General features: G+C 59.2%; 15 protein-coding genes. 8 read left to right on the top strand and 7 right to left on the bottom strand.

The genetic code is table 11. The annotated features are described in order from the left end of the window. Positions 1-315: 315 nt before the first annotated feature. Entirely contained in the window at positions 316-4,023 is a 3,708-nt protein-coding gene (locus VB780_RS12595) for an NACHT domain-containing protein (protein WP_323351504.1), read from the bottom strand. A gap of 327 nt (positions 4,024-4,350) precedes the next feature. Here VB780_RS12595 and VB780_RS12590 point away from each other — a divergent pair, with 327 nt between their 5' ends. The 3 genes from VB780_RS12590 (at position 4,351) to VB780_RS12580 (ending at position 7,119) form a co-directional block, all read left to right on the top strand. After that, positions 4,351-5,271 carry an ATP-binding cassette domain-containing protein gene (locus VB780_RS12590; RefSeq protein WP_323351503.1) on the top strand — a complete coding sequence of 307 codons (921 nt, stop codon included), beginning with the start codon at positions 4,351-4,353 and terminating at the stop codon, positions 5,269-5,271. Next, the gene (locus VB780_RS12585; protein WP_323351502.1) at positions 5,268-6,047 is read left to right on the top strand and encodes an ABC transporter permease; all 780 of its coding nucleotides are present in this window, start codon (positions 5,268-5,270) and stop codon (positions 6,045-6,047) included. The genes VB780_RS12590 and VB780_RS12585 overlap by 4 nt, the downstream gene beginning before the upstream one ends. Before the next feature lie 259 nt (positions 6,048-6,306). Further along, positions 6,307-7,119 (top strand): cupin domain-containing protein, encoded by an 813-nt coding sequence (locus VB780_RS12580; protein ID WP_323351501.1) that lies wholly within the window; start codon positions 6,307-6,309, stop codon positions 7,117-7,119. A gap of 64 nt (positions 7,120-7,183) precedes the next feature. Here the strand turns inward: VB780_RS12580 and VB780_RS12575 are convergent, their stop codons facing one another. From VB780_RS12575 to VB780_RS12555, 5 genes are all read right to left on the bottom strand, one after another. Then, complete coding sequence (locus tag VB780_RS12575) at positions 7,184-8,980, bottom strand: NAD+ synthase (RefSeq protein ID WP_323351500.1); 1,797 nt, start codon at positions 8,978-8,980, stop codon at positions 7,184-7,186. A gap of 104 nt (positions 8,981-9,084) precedes the next feature. Then, positions 9,085-10,053 (bottom strand): DNA-methyltransferase, encoded by a 969-nt coding sequence (locus tag VB780_RS12570; protein ID WP_323351499.1) that lies wholly within the window; start codon positions 10,051-10,053, stop codon positions 9,085-9,087. 82 nt (positions 10,054-10,135) lie between these two features. Next, positions 10,136-10,882 carry an NUDIX hydrolase gene (locus VB780_RS12565; protein WP_073609517.1) on the bottom strand — a complete coding sequence of 249 codons (747 nt, stop codon included), beginning with the start codon at positions 10,880-10,882 and terminating at the stop codon, positions 10,136-10,138. Then, positions 10,843-11,475 (bottom strand): nicotinate-nucleotide adenylyltransferase, encoded by a 633-nt coding sequence (locus VB780_RS12560; protein WP_323351498.1) that lies wholly within the window; start codon positions 11,473-11,475, stop codon positions 10,843-10,845. Before VB780_RS12560 ends, VB780_RS12565 begins: the two co-directional genes overlap by 40 nt. A 10-nt stretch (positions 11,476-11,485) precedes the next feature. Beyond that, positions 11,486-12,835, bottom strand: a complete 1,350-nt coding sequence (locus tag VB780_RS12555; RefSeq protein WP_323351497.1) for a nicotinate phosphoribosyltransferase — start codon at positions 12,833-12,835, stop codon at positions 11,486-11,488. Between the two features lie 459 nt (positions 12,836-13,294). On the opposite strand from VB780_RS12555, the gene VB780_RS12550 reads away from it, so the two are divergent. The 5 genes from VB780_RS12550 to VB780_RS12530 all read left to right on the top strand — a co-directional run bounded on the left by VB780_RS12550 (position 13,295) and on the right by VB780_RS12530 (position 17,950). After that, positions 13,295-13,534, top strand: coding sequence for an NfeD family protein (locus tag VB780_RS12550; protein WP_323351496.1), 240 nt, complete (start codon positions 13,295-13,297; stop codon positions 13,532-13,534). Positions 13,535-13,641: 107 nt separating this feature from the next. Then, entirely contained in the window at positions 13,642-13,785 is a 144-nt protein-coding gene (locus VB780_RS12545) for a hypothetical protein (protein WP_323351495.1), read from the top strand. A gap of 53 nt (positions 13,786-13,838) precedes the next feature. After that, positions 13,839-14,846 (top strand): peptidoglycan-binding protein, encoded by a 1,008-nt coding sequence (locus VB780_RS12540; protein ID WP_323351494.1) that lies wholly within the window; start codon positions 13,839-13,841, stop codon positions 14,844-14,846. 399 nt (positions 14,847-15,245) lie between these two features. Then, on the top strand, positions 15,246-15,620 hold the full coding sequence (locus VB780_RS12535) for a hypothetical protein (protein ID WP_323351493.1): 375 nt from the start codon (positions 15,246-15,248) through the stop codon (positions 15,618-15,620). A gap of 209 nt (positions 15,621-15,829) precedes the next feature. Then, a complete protein-coding gene (locus VB780_RS12530) occupies positions 15,830-17,950 on the top strand; it encodes a TIGR00300 family protein (protein WP_323351492.1) in 2,121 nt (706 codons plus the stop codon). Positions 17,951-18,065: 115 nt separating this feature from the next. On the opposite strand, the gene VB780_RS12525 is transcribed toward VB780_RS12530, so the two are convergent. Beyond that, on the bottom strand, positions 18,066-18,638 hold the full coding sequence (locus tag VB780_RS12525) for a hypothetical protein (RefSeq protein WP_323351491.1): 573 nt from the start codon (positions 18,636-18,638) through the stop codon (positions 18,066-18,068). Positions 18,639-18,930 lie beyond the last annotated feature (292 nt).

Raw genomic sequence — 18,930 nt, 5'->3', positions numbered from 1 at the left:
CTGGGGCAGCGCCCTGGCATGGAGCCAATGCAGCCAAGAGGGCTGCCACAGTGAGTCGGTTGCTCCAGATTCTGGGCTGACCGACGAGTTCGAGGAATCTGAAGTCTTGTTCATCATAAAACCGCAGAAACGCTACAGAAATAGTCAAGATTGTCAGCCCGGTGGCTGGCAGCAGCGCTAAAAAATTAAGCCAAACTTGATGTTTGATTGATCCCATCCTAACCGATTGGCTCTGTTGCCTAATCTACGCTCAGCCGTTCGAGGCAGTGACAGTGCTTCTTCAAAAAGCATTCCCCGCCCGGTGAGAAAAATCTGTTAGTAGCTGACGATCGCACCCAATGACTTCAGCATGCGCTCCTCGGTGTCAGAGAGGCCGGTGGCACCGCGAATGTTGACGCCTTCGTAGGGGCGATCGGGGCGGAGGGTTTGCTGGCACAGACCCGTCGCCAGATCCCACACGCGAATTTCGTCGTCTTGGCTGGCGGTAACCAGGTGGGTGCCGCTGGGGCAACCCAAGACCTGCCAAATATCTTGGCTGTGGCCCTTGAGGGTATGGCGGCGCTGGTTGGTTTCAACCTCCCACACCTCGACCTGGGCGTTTTGGCTGGTGATCGCCAGCACGTCACCCCCAGGCCCTTGGGTAACCCCTTGCAGCCATTGCTCCCCAGGGTGCTGCCACTGGCCGAGACAGCCGTTGTCCTGCCCCAGGCTCCACCAGCGCACGGTGCCATCGTGGCTAGCGCTGACCAACTGCTCGCCCTGGGCTGAGAGACTATGTACCTGGCTTTGATGACCTGCCAACACGCGATAGTCAAAGATGGCCCCCTCAGGGCCAACGCGAGTGCGTTGCTTCCACGGCCACAGGCCGATGGTGCCATCCCTAGCCCCCACGACCAGCCAGTCACCATTGGGGCTAAATAACAGTGCAGAAGGGCTGTCGGGGGCGTCTTCTAGCTCTCCCACGGCGCTGCCAGTGGCGCAATCCCACACCAAAATGCCGCTGTCGGGGCCAGCGGTGGCCAGGCATTGGCCATCGGCGCTAAAGCGCAGCAGGGTGGCGGCGGTTGGCGTCACCCCCACCCACTGGCTCTGCCCCGTCGCGATCGACCACAGGCGAAGGGTTTGGTCATCGGCGCTGCTGGCCAGCCACTGACCATCGGCGCTGAGGGCGACGGTGCGCACCGAACCGCTGTGGCCCGCCAGGGCACGGGGGCCAGTGGCGTAGGGACTGTGGGCGTTGACCTGCCACAGCCGCAGGTGGGTGTCGTCGTGGCCGGTGAGAATGGTGCCGCTGTCGGGGCCAGCGCTAAAGGCCAGGCAGCGCACCGGGTGCGCCTGGCTGAGAAAGCTGCGCCAGCACTGGCCCCGTTTGGCGCTCCAAAGTTTAATGGTGTAGTTGCTGCCGGTGACAAAGTAGCGGCTGTCGGCGCTAAAGGCCAGGGTCCACACCGGAGCCTCTAAGGACGGTAGCGCGTAGCAGAGGGAACGATTGGGAATATTCCACATGGTGACGGTGAAGTCTTGGCCGCTGCACACCAGGTAGCGGCCGTTAGGGCTCAGCGCTAGGGCAGGCAGGGCCTGCATCTCGGCGGGCAAAATCCAGCAGGGTAGCCCGGTGGCCAAATTCCAAATGGTGAGGCAGTTGTCGTCGTAGCCCGCCGCGAAGGGGATGGGCTGGCAGTCGGGGTCGTTGGGGTCGGGCAAAAAACCAGCGGTGCGAATTGCTGCCGTCGATCGCGCCTGGAGGTCTTTGAGCAGGGTGCGATCGCTCACATTCCACAGGCAGGCGCGCTGGTCGTCGCCGCCGCTCACCAGGCGATCGCCCGAGTTACTGTAGGCCAGGCTGTGAATGGCTCCAGCGTGGCCCTCAAGACAGCCCTGGCCAAACCCTGAAGCGACTTCCCAAAGGCAGAGCCGACCGCTGTCATCCCCCGAGGCTAGCTGGCTGCCGTCAGGGCTGAAGGCCAGGGCTCGCACTGGGGCCTGGTGGTCGTCTAAAACGTCGGTCTGATAGGTAGCCCCCACCGGCCACAGCCAGATTTGGCCACTCTCGGTGCCCACGGCCAGCAGATCGCCATGGGGGCTGAAGGCCAGCGATCGAATGCTCTGTCCCTCATTAAACATCCACACCAGCTTGCCCCGCTTCAAATCCCACAGCAGCAGTCGGCCTTCGTGGTCGCCCGTGGCCAGGTGCCGTCCGTTCTCCTCTGATGACAGTCCGCCCACGGGGCTAAAGGCGGCCACCGGGTCACGCCCCAGGGCAGTGGCAAAGGTGGTGTCGCTAAACTGGGCCTGGCTAAAATTGGCCCCCTGCACAATCACCCGCCGCAGGTCGCCCTGCCAGATTGCCAGATGAGAAAAATCGACGCCGCTAATGCCCAAACCCAGATGCTGGCAGAGATGGATCAGGTTGCCGGCTCCGTAGCCCGGCTGTCCTCTGAGGGGCTTGATCGCCTTGAGCAGGCGATCGCCCTTGGCCACCAGAGCCGCGTCGGTGGCGTAGGTCTGTTTCAAGGCCGCCGCTAGGGGCACCAGCATGGCTTCCCGCTGGCGCTCTTGCACCACTTCCCGCGCGGTCATCGTCACCAGAGGCAGCCGCTGGAGCCAGTCGAAGGCTTCGGCCTCTAGCTCGGCCATCAGCACGCCTTGCAGCCGCTCTAGCGCCAGAATTTGAACCACCGGGCCCAGGCTCAGCACCAGCCCGCGCCCCTCGGTGGCCTGGGCCTGGGCCCAACCGCGCCCTAGCACCGACTGCACAACCACATTGGTCAGAGCTGGCTGCATAGCTCCGGTGAGGTCGTCGAGGGATACTGGCTCTTGGGCCAGAGCCAGCCAGTACAGCAGCGCCCATTCCTCTGGCGACAGCCGATCGAGGGCCTGGGTAAAGGTGCGGTGCACCCCCACGGGCACAATCCTCTGGGGAGTCTGGAGTAAGGCCCAGGGCTGCCCCTGGTATACCTCTTGCAGGGTGGCCCCCAACCCGCGCAGCACCAGGGGATGGCTGCCGTAGCGATCGATTAATGCCGCCAATGCCGCCCAGTCATCAACGGGGGGACTCACAGCCGCAGGAGCCTGGAGCAGAGGCCGGGCGTCGTCAGCGGCCAGATCGCCCAGGGCGTAGTCTCGCACCCGTGGCCCCTGCAGCTGGGAGAAATCGGCGGGCTTTTCGCGGCTGAGCCAGACCAGACAGCTCTGGTGATGGTGCTCGGCCCCCCGGTGAAAGAAGTGCTGTAGGGCATTGGTATTCGCCTGGTAGCTGCCCGCTAGCTGCTGGGGGGCAAAGAACTGGTCTAGACCGTCAAGAATCAGCAGGGCGCGGCGCTGGTTGAGCCGGTCGACAATCCACTCGACCTGGGCGAGGGGGGCGATCGCCGCCTGCGGGTCGAGCCAGTGGGCGATCGCCCCCAGCACATCCTGCTCGGTGGCCCCGGCAGTCAGGGCCAGGTAGCCGCACTGGTGTACCTGGGGGGCGACAGCAGCGGCGATCGCCGCCGCCAGCGTGGTCTTACCCACCCCCGGCAGTCCCCAGAGCACCACTGTGCGGCAGCGTTCTGCCACAATCCACTCGGTCAGGGTTGCCAGTTCGGCCTGGCGGCCCGCGCAGTCGGCCAGATCGAGACGCGGGGACTCGCGCACCGTTAGGGCAGGGGCAGGCAGGGGCGATTCGCGAAGCGATCCGTCCCGGAATCGCGGTTCTACCCCAATTTCTGGCGGCGGGGTCGGCTCAGCCGCCACCAATCCCTGCACTATCCAGGTTTGCAGCACATTCTGAATGTTGCGCTTCGTCACCCGCACGCCCTGAAGATCGACATCCACCAGCTCGGTGAGCAGCTGCCAGAGCTTGGGGCCGACATCTTTTTTGAGATAGTCTTCGGTGTAGCCAGCGGCGGGGGTCGCCATCGCCGAGTAGGTCTTGTTCTCCCAAGACCCCTTTAAAACCAGTCGCTCCACATCCTTCAGCGGACGCCCCTTGCGCTCCACAGCAACCTGGTTGATGTGTACAGCAATTTCCTCAAAATCCATTGGCTAAACCGCCGAGATGCCCCAATTCTGGCCCCAGTCTAACCTGAATTTTCCAGAACTTCTTGGCCTCCGCCCCGGGCCGCTTGGGCAAAAAAAATTCCCCAACCCAAGGGCTAGGGAATAATCAGGGTGCATCTACCAGTTCATATTTCTGCACTAGCTGAGGGAATCAGGATGGTTTGAAAGAGATTTTGCTAGAGTGCCTGAGAGAATTGGGGAGTCGGTGGGTGGACGACTCGGGGCCGCAGACGGTGGCATTGGGTAAGGGGATGGGTAACGCGATCGCCCCGTGATTCAAAATATCTAAAGTTCAATCGGGAGCAAGCTGTGTCGGATGCGCTGAGCCTAACCGCCTACGATCTTTGGAAAACCTACGGTGACGAGGCCGTGGTGCAGGGCGTCAGCTTTACCCTGGCCCCAGGCGAAATTGTCGGGCTGCTGGGGCCGAACGGGGCGGGCAAAACCACCACGGTGGGCATGCTGTTTGGCACTGTCATCCCCACTAAGGGGTTTGTGCAGTTTGGCCCCTGGCAGCTGCCGGGGCAGGGTCAGCTGGCCCGTGCCCAGATGGGCATCGTCACCCAAGAAGACAACCTTGACCCCGACTTTACGGTGTTTAAGAACCTCACCCACTTCGCCCACCACTACCGCATTACCGGAGCAGCGGCGCGGCAGCGGGCGGGGGAACTGCTGGCCCTGGTCAATCTAGAGCACCGGGCCGAGGCCCAGGTCGATGAGCTGTCGGGCGGCATGAAGCGGAAGCTGGTGCTGGCCCGCGCCCTGCTGAATCAACCCAAGATTGTGTTTCTAGATGAGCCCACTACCGGCCTCGACCCCGATGCCCGGCAAGATTTTTGGCGGCTGGTGCAGCACCTCAAGGCCAGCGGCTGCGGCATTTTGCTGACCACCCACTATATGGATGAGGCCCAAAGACTGTGCGATCGCCTCTTACTCCTCCAGCAGGGCAAAGTGATCGACGAGGGCACCCCCACCGATCTGGTGGCTCGCGTCATTGGCCGCGAAGTTGCGGAGATCGAGGGGGTTGACTCAGCTCTTCTCAAAGACCTGGCCGCCCGTCACGGAGCCTGGTATCGCGCCTTTGGCAGCGGCCACCTGGTCACCCTGCCCAACGCTGACCCCGAAACCCTCTGGGCTCAGATCGAGTCTCATCACCCCAGCCGCCTGCTGCGACGGCCCGCTAATTTAGAAGATGTGTTCCTTCGCCTCACCGGGAGCGTGCTCGAATGAAGCTGATTACCGCGACCCCCTGGGGGGTATATTCGGTCTGGTGGCGGCACTTTCAGGTGTATCGCAGCACCTGGTTGGTCAACTGCCTGCCGCCTATCTCTGAGCCAGTGGTGTACCTGCTGGCCTTTGGCTACGGCCTCTCTCCGCTAATTGGCGAGGTGGACTATTTGGGGCAGATGATTCCCTACGCGCGGTTTTTGGCACCGGGGATGATTGCGATCGGGGTGCTGTTTCAGTCATTTTTTGAGGGAGCCTACAGCAGCTTTATTCGACTCAATTTTCAGAAAACCTGGCAGGCGCTGCTGACCGCGCCGCTGAGCTATACCGATGTGTTTTTGGGGGACTGGTTTTGGGCGGCGACCAAGGGCATCATTGCTGGCACCCTGACCGGCATCGTCGCCGTGCTCGCCAACCTCTACGACCTCTCTAGCCTGGTGCTATCGCTGCCGCTGATCGTCCTCGGCAGTCTGCTGTTTGGGGCTTTTGGCCTACTGGTGGCCGGGGCGGTAGATAAAGTAGACCAGGTGAATGTGCCGATTTTTCTGGTGATCATCCCCATGTTCACCCTCTGCGGCACCTACTTTCCACGCGATACGCTGCCACCGCTGCTGGCTAAGTTCGCCAGTTTGCTCCCCCTGGCGGCCCTGGTGGATTTGCTACGCTGGCCCCTGGGCCTGCCCCCCTGGTGGCCCCTGCTGCTGCTCTGGCTGATCGGGTGGATGGTGGTGATGGCCAGGCTGGCGGCTCTGCGAATTTATCCGAGGTTGTTTAGCTAGAGGGGGAGCTGCGGCAAAGAACAAAGATAGAAGAACGAAGAATGAAAAAAATGTCCAATGAGTTTGAATTCTGGTTGTTGGGGTTGTCCTAACCTAGATTTCACCTCTTATGGCGAAGTCGTATGGGCACTCTCATTTCTCTTTATTTGGGCAAGAAGTCGAGCTAAAACGTAATATTGAGCGGAAAGTGACAGATTTGCGGGTTTCTGCTGTGATATGGTGCAGCCTTCTACAATCTTTGGAGTGGGAGTCTGCGGCCATGGGATCTGTTCAATCGACAGTGTTGACAGCCTTGGGGCTGGTCGCACTTGCGGGGGTCGGTATCGTCGTTCAAGATGCCGAGTCGGCGGAGATGCCGGAAGCGGCGATCGCCCTCGACACCCCTTCAGGGCTCAGCAGCTCCACCGTCGTCGACTTAAACGATCTGACGGCCAACCCCAGCAGCTACGACTTCTTTACCTTCAGGCCAAATCTAGAAAAGCTGATTCTCTCTGGGGCTGCCGACACTGAGCACATCAGTATTCTGTGGTACACCATTCCCGATGGTAGTGTAGGGCTGCACTACCACTCCATGACCGAGTCGGTCTACGCGATCGCGGGCACCCAGACTGACGCCAAGGGGGTATACCCTACCGGGTCGCTGTACTTTAACCCGCCCGGCAGCGGCCATCAAGTCTCAGACAGCACCGGCTTCTTTCTTCTGGCTTACGCTTCGCCACCGGATTTTGCCAATACCGATCTAATCGAGGCCTACACCCCCGTCAATATCAACACCGCTGAACCCGATTTTGAGACAATTTATCCGTTTGAGGAAGTCCAAGATGGCGTTTCCACTTACGAGATCCCTCTTGACCCCGAGGGCGGCATGAGTTCTCAATTCATTCAAAGCACTTCCTCGGAGAGCTATGAATACATTGGCAATTATCTGCTCGTGCTGAAGGGCAGTTGCAGCATCGACGGCACTACCTTTGCCGAAGACATGCTAGTGGTCGCCACGACCGTTGAGGCCCAGTCTTACAACGTCAGCGCCGCTGAGGGGAGCGCTTGTTTGGCCTTAGGTCTATCGTTCTAGGCTGGGCGGCTTGAGGGTGTGATCGCACCCTCAAGCCGCCCTAATCAGAGCTGCGCGAAGGCCATCAGGCCTCCAACAGTTGCTCGGCAGGCTCTATCGTCAACGGCTTCAACTCGCTCTTCCAGCGGTTGGCGATGGGCATGCGCCAGCCCAGGCCAAAGGCGCGATCGGTCACCTTGAGCACAGGCGGGGTCTGCCGCCGCTTAAACTCAGCCCGCGATACCAGCCGCAAAACTTTGTCTACTACCGCTGCATCGTGGCCAGCGGCCACCATGTCGGCCACCGACTCGTGGCGCTGCACCAGGCGATCGAGAATGTCATCCAGCACGTCGTAGGGGGGCAGCGAATCTTGATCGACCTGACCGGGTTTGAGTTCGGCACTGGGCGGTTTTGCAAGAATGTTTTGAGGAATCAGGGCGTCGGTGATATTGCTAACTCGCTCCGACAGTTCGCCCAAGGCCAATGGAGCCACAGCCCCATTGCCGCTGCCCACCTGCCGATTGAGCCATCCACAAAGGGCATAGACTCGCGTTTTGGGCAGATCGGCGATCACCGCCAGGCCGCCGTTCATGTCGCCGTAAAGGGTGCAGTAGCCCACCGCCATTTCCGATTTGTTGCCAGTTGACAGCAGGAGGTGACCAAATTTATTCGAAACCGCCATCAGCAGGTTGCCACGAATGCGCGACTGAATGTTTTCTTCGGCAATGCCAGAACTGGTGCCCGTAAAGAGCGGAGCGAGCACCTGGTCGTAATCAGCCATCAGCGGGCCGATCGCCAGGGTTTGGTGGGCAATCCCAAGGGTTTGGGCTAGCGCCAGCGCGTCCGTCACCGAATGGTCGGAGCTGTAGGGGGAGGGCATAAGAATGCCGAGCACGTTGGCAGGGCCGAGGGCTGCCGCTGCGATCGCCGCCACCAGCGCCGAGTCAATGCCGCCGCTGAGACCAATCACCGCTTTAGAAAAGCCGCACTTGTGGGTGTAGTCGCGCACCCCTAGCACCAGGGCTGACCAGATCGCCTCGTTTTCGTCAGCGGGCAGGGGAGCAATGTCGCCAGGGCACAGGTCGCGCTGAATGGGGTCGTACTCCACCACCGCTAGCCCCGCCTGGTAGGAGGGCAGCCGGGCCACCAATTCACCCTGACGGTTGAAGGCCATGCTGGTGCCGTCGAAGATTAAGTCATCGTTGGCCCCCACCTGGTTAGCGTAGAGAATGGGGCAGCGAAACCGGGCGGCACTGTGGGCCAGCATGGAAGCCCGCAGCTGCGCTTTGTTGACCGAGTAGGGTGAGGCGGAGAGGTTGATCACCACATCGACATGGTCATCGGCCAGGTCGGCGATCGGGTTGCGGGGGTAGCTGCGCCCGCCCCAAAACTCCTCGTCGTTCCACAGATCTTCGCAGATGGTGACGCCAACGCGTAGGCCCCAATCGCCCAGGGGAATGGTGAAACTGCTCGGTCCCTGGCCGGGAGCGAAGTAGCGGTGCTCATCGAAGACATCGTAGGTGGGCAATAGCTGCTTGTGAAAGACCTGCTGCACCTGGCCCCTCTGGATCAGAGCGGTGCTGTTAAATAGGGGCTTTTCGCCGTGGTAGCGAGCTTTGGGATTGGCAGAAGCATAGCCCACCAGCACAGCGAGGTGAGGGGGCAACTCCGTGGCCAGGGTATCGAGCTGGCGGGCCATGGCCGCAATAAAGCTGGGCTGAAGCAGCAGGTCGCGGGGCGGATAGCCGCACAGCACCAGCTCGGTGGTGATGAGCACCTGGGCACCCAGGCGATCGGCCTGGCGGGCGGCATCGAGCACCTGCTGAGCGTTGTGGGCCAGGTCGCCAATGGTGGGGTTAAGCTGGGCGATCGCAAATTTCATAGGAGTTAATAGATAAAAGGGATTTTGACCAAAACGCTGGCTGTAATCGTCTTCAGGTTGTTAGGTAGCTTTGGCTTCAGCTACCGGCATCAGCGGGGGAATAATCAGGCTTCCGAGGAAATAGACTTTTTGGGGCGACTGCGCTGAGCCGCCAGAGTGTTGCGCTCCCAAAAGACTCCATCGGCGTATCCCTGGATGGTGGGGTCGGTTTCTGCTAGAACCAAACGTTTTTCGGCTAGGCAGCAGTAGTCGGGGTCTTGCTCAATGCCGACATACTGTCGGCCTAGCTTTTTGGCGACCACAGAAGTTGTGCCGCTGCCGAGAAAGGGATCGAGCACCACCTCTCCAGGGTTAGAACTGGCGAGCAGCAGTTTAGCTACCAGTTTTTCGGGCTTTTGGGTGGGATGATCGGTGTTTTCAGCCATTGACCAAAAGGGCACGGTAATGTCGGTCCAGAGATTAGAAGGATGGGTGAGTCGGTAGTTTTTTGAACCCGTATCGTCCCAATCTTTAGGCTGTCCAGCCAGGTCTCTATAGGGGGCCATCACCTGGCGTTTAAGCTTCACGGCATCCACATTGAAGGTGTAAGTTTCGGAGACAGTGCAGAACCAAATATCTTCGCTGGCGTTTTTCCAGTTGGCTTGGGCACCGCGTCCCTTTTCCCGCTCCCAGGTGATTCTATTTCTAACGGTAAAGTGTTTTTCTAGCACTGGATACATGACGGTTGAGGTGACCCAGTCGGCACAAAAGTAGGCGGAAGCATGGGGCTTGAGCATCGGTTTAAGCTGGGAAATCCAGCTGTCGAGCCAGGCGCTGTAGGTGGAGCGATCGCACTGCTTAAACTTGCTGCCATTGAAGTCTTTAGTGAGATTGTAAGGCGGGTCAACAATCAGCAAATCCACAAAGTTTTTGGGTAGGTAGGGCAACGCCCCAAACACATCCTGAAAAATAGTTCGATTGAGAATTTCGCTAGGAGATTTCTCACGATCCAGGCTAATTAATCGCTGCAAAAACACAGCTCGCTCTTCAGCACTGAGATCAAGAGTTCGGTTTTGAGGTGCCCTAACTTTCATCCCCTAACCCCCATGTTCTAGAACTCCCATCTCACCCCATCCCCCTACCCCTTACTCCCTCACCCCCTTACTCCCCTCTCCCTCAAATAAACACCATCGCCTTCTCCTTCAGCGGCTCAAACGCAGCGGCGTCAAACCGATATAGGCTGGCGGGCCGTCCGGCACCCCGGGAGGTTTTTTGGCCGGTATCCTGCAAAAAACCCAGCTTGAGCAGCCGAGCGCGAAAGTTGGAATAATCTGAAAAACCCTCCCCCAAAACGGTGACGTAGAGCTGGTAGAGGTCGCCCAGGGTAAAGACCTCGGGCAGCACGTCGAAGGCGATCGGGCTGTATTCGAGCTTGTTGCGCAGCCGCCGATAGCCGTAGGTCAAAATTTCGTTGTGGTCGAAGGCGAGTTGGGGCACCTGGGCCAGGGGGTACCAGGCGATGCCGCTGACGCCGTCGGCAATGAGTTCGGCATCTTCGAAGCGCACTAGGGCGAAGTGACTGACCGACAGATAGCGCACATTAAAGGCCTGGGGCGACTCGCGGGGGTCGCGATCGGGGCCGCCGAAGGTGTAGAGCTGCTCTAAATAGAGGGTATTGACGCGAATTTTTTCGGCCAGCACCCGGTAGGCGGCGGCTTCTAAAGATTCGCCCTGACGCACCAGGGTGCCGGGTAGGCTCCAGTAGCCCGCGAAGGGTTCGTCGTGGCGCATGACCACCAGCACCAGCAGCCGGTTTTGCTGGGTATCTACGGAAAAAATCACGTTGTCTACCCCCACCTTAAAATCGGCCAGGGGCACCGGGCTTAAGGGGTGGTCAGAGGTGCGGTGGAGTTTTGCGGACATGGGTAGAGGTGGTGTTGGGCAATGTAAGACTGCACCGCCGGGGGAATTTCGGGGGCGGTGGCGGCGGGGATGCCGTCGCACTGGCGATAGCGCGACGACGACACATCGATCGCAGGCATCTCGGCCACGGTGACGGTCGTATGTTGGCGCAGGTTGGCCAGGCTGGCCGACCTGAGGTCATAGCCAGGGCGCGGAATCACCAGAATGTTCGCTGCCGCAAAGATTTCGGTGGCCCGGTGCCAGGTGGGCAGCTGCTCCACCAAGTCAGCCCCCACCACTAAGGAAAATTCGGCCTGGGGCCAGACCTGCCGCGATCGCTCCAGAGTCACCACTGTGCGCATGTGGCTGAGTTCGGGGTGTACCTGCACCCGCTGGGGCGGCACGGCGAGGTCGTCGATCAGCAATTCCAGCATGCGAAAGCGATCGCCCAAGGGAGTCTGGTGCTCTTTGAACGGGTTGTTAGCCGTCCACACCGCCACGTGGTCAAACTGGGTAGCCAACCAGGTGAGAATGGCGGCATGGCCTTGGTGGGGTGGGTCGGCACTGGTGCCAAACAGGGCGATGCGGAGCGCCGGAGAATTGGTTGCGGTCATAGGGCCATCCTCAGGGCTGAGAGGGGGGATGCTGGCGGGTATGGGCCGCCAGATCCACCAGGGCATCGGATAATGCTACGCCATAGTCAGCCGGGTGCTCTAGCTGGCGCAGGTTGGCGGGCAGGCTGGCCACCGAGGCAGCGGTGCGGGCGGCGATCGCATCCAGCGATTCTAACTCCTGCATGACCTGGCCCTGCTTGACAACCAGCTGAAGCAGCGGCGTTTCGTCGGGGGCGGCGGTTTCTTCAAGCAGACCGAGGCGATCGCCCACCGCCTGCCCACCCTCATAGCGCCGAAAAATTTGTTTGCGTCCTGGAAGCGTGGTTTTGCCGCTGGCCTCTTTCATCACGGGTATACCGTCGATATCGACCAGTTTATATACCCCATTCACCGGTTCGCCCGTCACCAACTTCGTGCCCAGGCCGTAGCCGTCGATTACCGCTCCGGCTCGCTGGAGGCGAGCGATTTCGTACTCATCCAGGTCGCCGCTGGCCAAGATTTTGGTGTTGGGCAGATGCGATCGCACCGCCTGCGACAGCGCCACCAGGTCGCCAGAGTCAAGCCGCACGGCAGCCACCGGGGTTCCCGCCGCCGCCAGCCTTGCTGCCGCCGCCACCGTGTCGTAGGTGTCAATCAGCAGCGCCGCCCCCGGAAAGTAGCGTTGAAAGGCCGCAAAGGCTTCATCTTCGCTGCCTTCTAGAGCGGTAAAGACCATCACCAGGGCGTGGGCCATGGTGCCCGCTGGCTTGCGCCCCAGAGCCAATGCCGCCAGCACGTTGGAGGTTTCGTCAAAACCCGCCGCTAGCGCCGCCCGCGCCGCCCACAGCGCTCCTTGGGGGCTAAAGGCCCGACGGGTGCCAAACTCCAGCAGCTTGGCATCAGGCCCAGCCACATCCCGCAGGCGGGCAGCGCGGGTAGCCACGAGGGTTTGGTAGTTGAGCGTATTGAGCAGGTAGGTTTCCGCAATCTGGGCCTGCCACAGGGGTGCTTCTACCCGCAGCAGAGGTTCGTTGGCAAACACCGCCGTGCCCTCGGGCACCGCCCACACATCCCCTGTAAAGCCCCCCTCGCCCAAGCGCTGCCAGAACTCGTCGGGCGCGCGATCAAATAGCTCCGTCTGCCGCAGAGCCTCTAGCTGGTGTTCCGAAAATCGCAAATTGTTCAAGTAGTCGATCGCCTGGGCCAGCCCCATGGCGATCAGATAGCTGTAGCCGGGGGGGAGCCGCCGGGCAAACAGCTCAAAACTGGCCCGGCGATCGGCCTGGCCCTCGCCCGCATAGCAGCTCACCATGGTGAGCTGGTATAGATCCGTCAGCAGACCGTAGTTGTCAGGGGTAGCCAGAAGGGTGGGATAGGGCATTGAGGTAGTGGCGACGTTTTGGTTGTTTACACCATAACTAATTCTGTTAAGACCCGCAACAATCCAGAAAGAGAAGGGCAATCGCCCACTGGTCTAGCTATAATTTTGGTATATTTCACCTATAAAGGTCTTCGTAAGGAAGGGCACGATAGCCATGGATTGTCCCCTCTGTCTTTAGACGGCTAACGCTTCAATATCTGTCACAGGGATGACGTTTAGCCAGGGCTGTGCCCTCTATCGTCCATCATTACTGGTTTAGAGCAGCCCTGTTTCAAAACCCTCGTTGGCATCAGGAGCTGCCCCATAGCCTACGGCCACTGGTTTGGAGCACCGTACTTTGAATACTGGCCTGGAGTACTGCTACGCACATTTATACCCATTGGGCTGTCACACCCTGCGCCCAACCTTCACTTACGAGTAAGCACACATCCCATCTGAGACATCACCGGGAGGATAGCGATGAATCTGACCCACACTCTGGAACTTTTTGAGACCCCAAAAACCGCGCGGGTAGAGCGCCCCATTACAGCCCAGCTTGAAGGACGAGTCTATTACGAAGGCACCTACTGGCCCGCCCGAATCTATGAGGGAGTTATTGATGTAGGTATTGCCCTAGCTCCCTCAAGCTGGGTTACGGTGGTGGGCCGCTACGGGCTCACCCTGCTGATTGTGCCGCCGTTAGGAACGGCCTATGCCTAGGGGCATGGGGGTTTCTGGGGTGAACATCTACGCCCGGCTTAGGGAGCGATCGCCCCAGCAACCCCGCATTTTCTATAAAAATCCCTAAGGATCCGGCAAAAACCACTATGATTAAGGTGGTTTTGCCCATTCCTTCTGCCGCCACCGTTGACCTATGGATAGCCTGGCCCAAAGCCTTCTTTGGCTCCTCTGGGAAACGCACCCAGATGTTGATCCTGTCCCAGCGGGTTCTGCCTCAATCCTGCGGTTAGAGGCTAGTCAGGCCACAGGGCCAGGGGACGGTATACCCCTGCGGAGTTGGTCGTTGGCGATCGCAGCTGGAGCGATCGTTCTCGGCAGCAGCCTAGGAACACCGGCCTTGGCCAATGGGCACCTCTGGGGTAGCACCATCTACGTTAATACCCCCGAAGGATACGCCCTCAACGTGCGTTGGGGGCCTGGCACTAATACTGGCGTCTATCGCCGCGTGCGCCGGGGCAGTGCCCTACAGGTGTCTGGGGCACGCCGCAACGGCTGGGTTCAGCTCGTCGATGCCACCTGGGTCGCGGGCAACCTGGTCAGCCGGTCTCCGGTACCTGGGTCTGGCCCAATAACACCCCCCATCGAAAACCAGGGCAACCTGGCCACGGTGGTCACTCCACAGAACTTTGCCCTCAACATTCGCAACGGCCCCGGCATCAACTATCTTGTCGTCGGGCAGTTTGTCAATGGCAGCCGCATTCCGCTAACCGGGCGCTTTAACAGCGGCTGGGCTCAGCTCACCAACGGCAACTGGGTCGATGGCTACTACATTCAGTACAACGGCCCCATCTATGGCGGCAACCGGCCCAACCCGAACCCCGACCCAAATCCTGGCCCTACCCCTAACGCCGATGTGATGGAATTGCAGCGCCTGCTGCGCCAGGCGGGCTTTTTGCCGTCCAATTTCATCGTCTCCGGCATCTACGACCAGACGACTCAAAATGCCGTGCGCGAGTTTCAGCGGGTGAATGGGCTCCCCGTCACCGGCATTGTGGACGCAGCAACTTGGCAGGCCCTCTATCGTGCCACCGCGCCACCGACGCCGCTCCCCGAGCCATCCCCAGACCCCAGCCCAGACCCCACTGACCCACCGCCGGGTGGCACCAGTCAGCGGCGGGTGGTCACCGACGGCGATTCCACCTCTGTATTCGATGGGCCTGGCACTGAGTTTGGCTTCGTCAGAAGCGTACCCAACGGCTCGATTGTCACCATCACCGGGCGCACCTCTGGCAACTGGTCAGAGCTACTCGACGGCGGCTGGATCTTTTCCCTTTGGCTAGAGCCGATATAGACAGAGTGCCGCTCTCAGCTATGGGTGTTGGCTTGAGTGAGCCGGTAAGAGCCCAGGCCTTTTCCCTATACCGTGACTAGATAAATGAAGTACCTTAAACCATAGATTGAGTTCTATGGTTTACAAAAATTCATGTCCACCGTGCGCGAATTGCCTCAACCCCTTGCACCAGAAGCGTTTGGGCAGCTTCACAACCCTTGACAGTAATTCTGGAATGGGCGCAACAACTTGTGACTTCGTGACGTTATGTGTATAACAATACTTAAGCAAAACTATTGAGTAGTCCACAAATCGGGTTGGATGCCTCAGTAGGAGCCCCGAAAGATCGGGTCAATGGGTCGGTTAGCCGTTCATGGCAAATCTTTACAGCGGGCTGCTGGCGTTTTGAGGAGTCTAACCTTGCTTAACGATCACGAGTCACCTTCCACCGTCTGGGCATCTATTCAAGACACTGTCTTTCAGGTGGTGCAAATCATTGATATTCGTCTGGCGCTGCTGATTGGGCTGGCGGCCTTTATGCTGGCGGTTGGGTTTGACTCTTCAGGTAACAAGGCTGAGGCCGCTGACTTGATAACTGGTTCAGCCTCAATGCCCGTATCCGTAAGCGTGGCCGAGTCCTCAGCTACCTATTCCTTTACCGGGGAAACTCTGGTCGACAATGGTCAGATAGCTACCGCCCGCCGTCTGCGCCACGGCAGTTTGACTAGCTCTATCATCACCAGCAATCGCCTGACTGAAGCTCATTTCTTTGTCGATTTGCCCTCTGAGCGGTAGCCCTAGCGTTCTTGCAGGGTGGCTGGAGGCCAATTGCCCCAGGGGCCGCAATCTACAAGGACTCATGACAACTGAATATACTGACAGCGCTGAGGGCTTAAAATACGATGTTGGCCCCCAGCGCTGATTAGTTTAATTGCCTTCTGGGATGGTCTCCGCTGCCCGATTCGTCTGTTTGCTCTGAATTTCCTTCACGCCAGCCATTTCCTATGACTTCCTCCATTCGTTTTCTCATGTGCGCTCCCCACCACTACGAGGTGGATTACGTCATCAACCCCTGGATGGAGGGCAACATTCACCGCTCGTCTCTAGAGACCGCCCAAGAGCAGTGGCAAAGCCTCTACCAAATCATTGCCGATCGCGCCGATGTCGATCTGGTCAAGCCCCAGCAGGGCTGGCCCGACATGGTGTTTACCGCCAACGCCGGGCTGATCTTGGGCAACCAGGTGGTGCTGAGCCGCTTTTTGCACCCCGAGCGTCAGGGCGAAGAACCTTTCTTTAAGGAGTGGTTTGAAGCCCAGGGGCACCAGGTTTTTACCCTGCCCCCGGATCTGCCCTTCGAAGGCGCAGGTGACGCCCTGCTCGATCGCGAGGGGCGCTGGCTGTGGGCGGGCTACGGCTTCCGCACTGAGCTAGACTCCCACGGGCTGGTAGCCGAGTGGCTGAACATTGAAGTGCTGTCGCTGCATCTAATGGACGAGCGCTTTTACCACCTAGACACTTGTTTTTGTCCGCTGACCGGGGGCTATTTGCTCTACTATCCCCCCGCCTTTGACGCCTACTCGAACCGGTTGATTGAGCTGCGGGTACCTCCCGAAAAGCGCATTGCGATTGACGAGCCCGACGCCATCAACTTTGCCTGCAATTCGGTGAATATCGATCGCATCGTGATCATGAACAAGGCCAGCGATGAGCTGAAGGCGCGGCTGGCCGACGCGGGCTTTGAGGTGGTAGAAACGCCCCTGACGGAGTTTCTCAAGGCCGGTGGTGCCGCTAAATGCCTTACCCTGCGAGTGACCGAGCCCCTACACCCCGAGCCCGCCGGAGAAAAGGGCATCATCGCTCGCACCGTCACCATGACGGGGCACCTGCTCGACTCGGGCCTGGTCAGCCGGGCGCTGGATTTAGTGATGGAGGGCGGCGGCAGCTTCCAGGTGCTGAACTTTGATCTGGGCGAGCAGCGCCAGAGCACCTCGTCGGCAGAAATTCGCGTCTCGGCCCCCGATCGCGAGGTGATGGACGAAATCATGGCCCAGCTGATCGACCTCGGTGCGGTAGCCCTGCCCGAGGAACAGCAGGACGCTCGCCTGGTGACCATTACCCAGGCCGGGGTGGCCCCCGACGACTTCTACAGCTCCACCATTTACCCCACTGAAGTACGGGTGCGGGGCCAGTGGGTGCGGGTGCAAGGCCAGCGCATGGATGGCGTGATTGTGGTGCCAGAGGGGGTATCAGCGTCTGAGCCGGTGGCCAGCTGCAAGCTGCTGCGCGATCTGGCCGTGGGCGACCAGGTAATTGTCGGCTACGACGGCATTCGCAGCGTGCGCAGCACCAAGGATCGCAGTCGCGCCGCAGCCCCCACCGAAGAGTTTAGCTTCATGGGTTCCGGCGTCTCCAGCGAGCGCCGCGTGGAGCTAATTGTCGAACAGGTGGCGTGGGATCTGCGCCGCCTGCGCGACCAGGGCGGCAAGGTGGCGGTGGTGGCTGGCCCGGTGGTGATTCATACCGGCGGCGGCGACCACCTGGGGCGGCTGATTCGCGAGGGCTATGTGCAGGCGCTGCTGGGGGGCAATGCGATCGCCGTCCACGACATCGAGCAGGCCATGCTCGGCACCTCCCTGGGGGTCGATATGAAGCAGGGCACCTCGGTACGCGGCGGCCACCGCCACCACCTGCGGGCGATCAACTCGATTCGCCGCTGTGGCAGCATCGCCAATGCGGTCGAGCAGGGTGTGCTCACCCGCGGCGTGCTCTACGAATGCGTTAAGCACAACGTGCCCTTCTCCCTGGCCGGTTCCATTCGCGACGACGGCCCCCTGCCCGACACCAAGATGGATCTGCTTGACGCCCAGGCCGAATACGCCCACCTGATCGAAGGCTGCGACCTGATTTTGATGCTCTCGACGATGCTCCATGCAATCGGCGTGGGTAACATGACCCCTTCGGGAGTGAAGATGGTGTGTGTTGACATCAACCCCGCCGTGGTGACGAAGCTGGCCGATCGCGGTTCGCTAGAGTCCACTGGGGTAGTAACCGATGTGGGGCTGTTCCTCAGTCTGCTGGTAAAACAGCTCGACAAACTCACCCAGCGCCACGTCATGGCTCAATAGAGAGCCGTGCAAACAGCGTCCTAAGCCTGAAATAGTCTTAGGACGCTGCTTTTTTGGGTGAAGCGGATAATTTAATAATCCAGCTTGGATTGTCTAGGAGGCTGTAAAGAAAATACTAATGCTTAAGAAATCTTCGGGTTGATTTTTTGAGCACTCGAAAGTACGTTCCAAACAGCACCAATGACAACACCAAATAAACCAGAGCATAGGTGATGCTGAGCGACATCAAGATTAAAACTGGTATAAATGTTGTCGCCAGCGCAAAAACCAAAAGAAAGGCGGCGAAAGTCGATCTGTAGCTTTGCAGGAGCTTTGCTTCTTTCTCAAGGTTGAGGCCAAAAACACCTGACCCATCGATCACGCTCAGCTCTTTTCTAATTTCTTCTTCATAGCTTTGGAGATTATCTGCAAAAAAGATAATGAAAGATTGCTTGATCAGATTCCAGAAACCGATGATGGCGATGATCAGCAGCAGGCTGAGAAAGCCTAAAAACAGCAGCCCGCTGGCATCAATTTCGGGCTTCGCCAGCACAATAAAATCGACGATGGGTTTCCAGAGAGCGATGGTGGCCCCAATGACTCCCATCAGCTTGAGATCTTCAAAGGCGCTTTGAATATACTCTTCTGCCTGCTGGCTTAACCGCACATACTCTTTGTAGAGATAGTCCAATCGTTGTTCAGAATCCATGGGCGTGTTAGAGCAATAGTTACTTGACTATATTCAATATTGCCCATGAACTGATACTAGATCCTGCTTGGCTACCCCGTTCCTTCTGAGTAAATGCCATTTGTCCCTACGGTTTCGCCTTTTGGAAATCGGGGTTATGCAATTTGTGTTTGGTGCAGGAGCCTATCCGGAAAATATCAGAATCTTTGGTTCAAAATCTAACCGAGCGGCTAATTATCCAACTTAAGTAGGATGGGGCAGACTTGGCCCAGCGTATTGGGACGCCTCAAAGTGGTCTTCCAGTCCCATTTTT

Source organism: Leptolyngbya sp. CCNP1308 (genome assembly GCF_034932455.1).
In the GTDB taxonomy this organism is placed as follows: Bacteria; Cyanobacteriota; Cyanobacteriia; order Phormidesmidales; family Phormidesmidaceae; genus Nodosilinea.
The sequence above is the reverse complement of the archived record's forward strand: the minus strand, read 5'-3'. Positions and strand labels throughout refer to the sequence as shown.

What these genes read in the sequence shown, in the direction of transcription:
- VB780_RS12530 (WP_323351492.1), top strand. Translation starts at nt 15,830, where the DNA reads ATGACTTCCTCCATTCGTTTTCTCATGTGCGCTCCCCACCACTACGAG.
- VB780_RS12560 (WP_323351498.1), bottom strand. Translation starts at nt 11,475, where the DNA reads ATGACCGCAACCAATTCTCCGGCGCTCCGCATCGCCCTGTTTGGCACC.
- VB780_RS12580 (WP_323351501.1), top strand. Translation starts at nt 6,307, where the DNA reads ATGGGATCTGTTCAATCGACAGTGTTGACAGCCTTGGGGCTGGTCGCA.
- VB780_RS12545 (WP_323351495.1), top strand. Translation starts at nt 13,642, where the DNA reads ATGATTAAGGTGGTTTTGCCCATTCCTTCTGCCGCCACCGTTGACCTA.
- VB780_RS12550 (WP_323351496.1), top strand. Translation starts at nt 13,295, where the DNA reads ATGAATCTGACCCACACTCTGGAACTTTTTGAGACCCCAAAAACCGCG.
- VB780_RS12565 (WP_073609517.1), bottom strand. Translation starts at nt 10,882, where the DNA reads ATGTCCGCAAAACTCCACCGCACCTCTGACCACCCCTTAAGCCCGGTG.
- VB780_RS12570 (WP_323351499.1), bottom strand. Translation starts at nt 10,053, where the DNA reads ATGAAAGTTAGGGCACCTCAAAACCGAACTCTTGATCTCAGTGCTGAA.
- VB780_RS12595 (WP_323351504.1), bottom strand. Translation starts at nt 4,023, where the DNA reads ATGGATTTTGAGGAAATTGCTGTACACATCAACCAGGTTGCTGTGGAG.
- VB780_RS12555 (WP_323351497.1), bottom strand. Translation starts at nt 12,835, where the DNA reads ATGCCCTATCCCACCCTTCTGGCTACCCCTGACAACTACGGTCTGCTG.
- VB780_RS12525 (WP_323351491.1), bottom strand. Translation starts at nt 18,638, where the DNA reads ATGGATTCTGAACAACGATTGGACTATCTCTACAAAGAGTATGTGCGG.
- VB780_RS12585 (WP_323351502.1), top strand. Translation starts at nt 5,268, where the DNA reads ATGAAGCTGATTACCGCGACCCCCTGGGGGGTATATTCGGTCTGGTGG.
- VB780_RS12575 (WP_323351500.1), bottom strand. Translation starts at nt 8,980, where the DNA reads ATGAAATTTGCGATCGCCCAGCTTAACCCCACCATTGGCGACCTGGCC.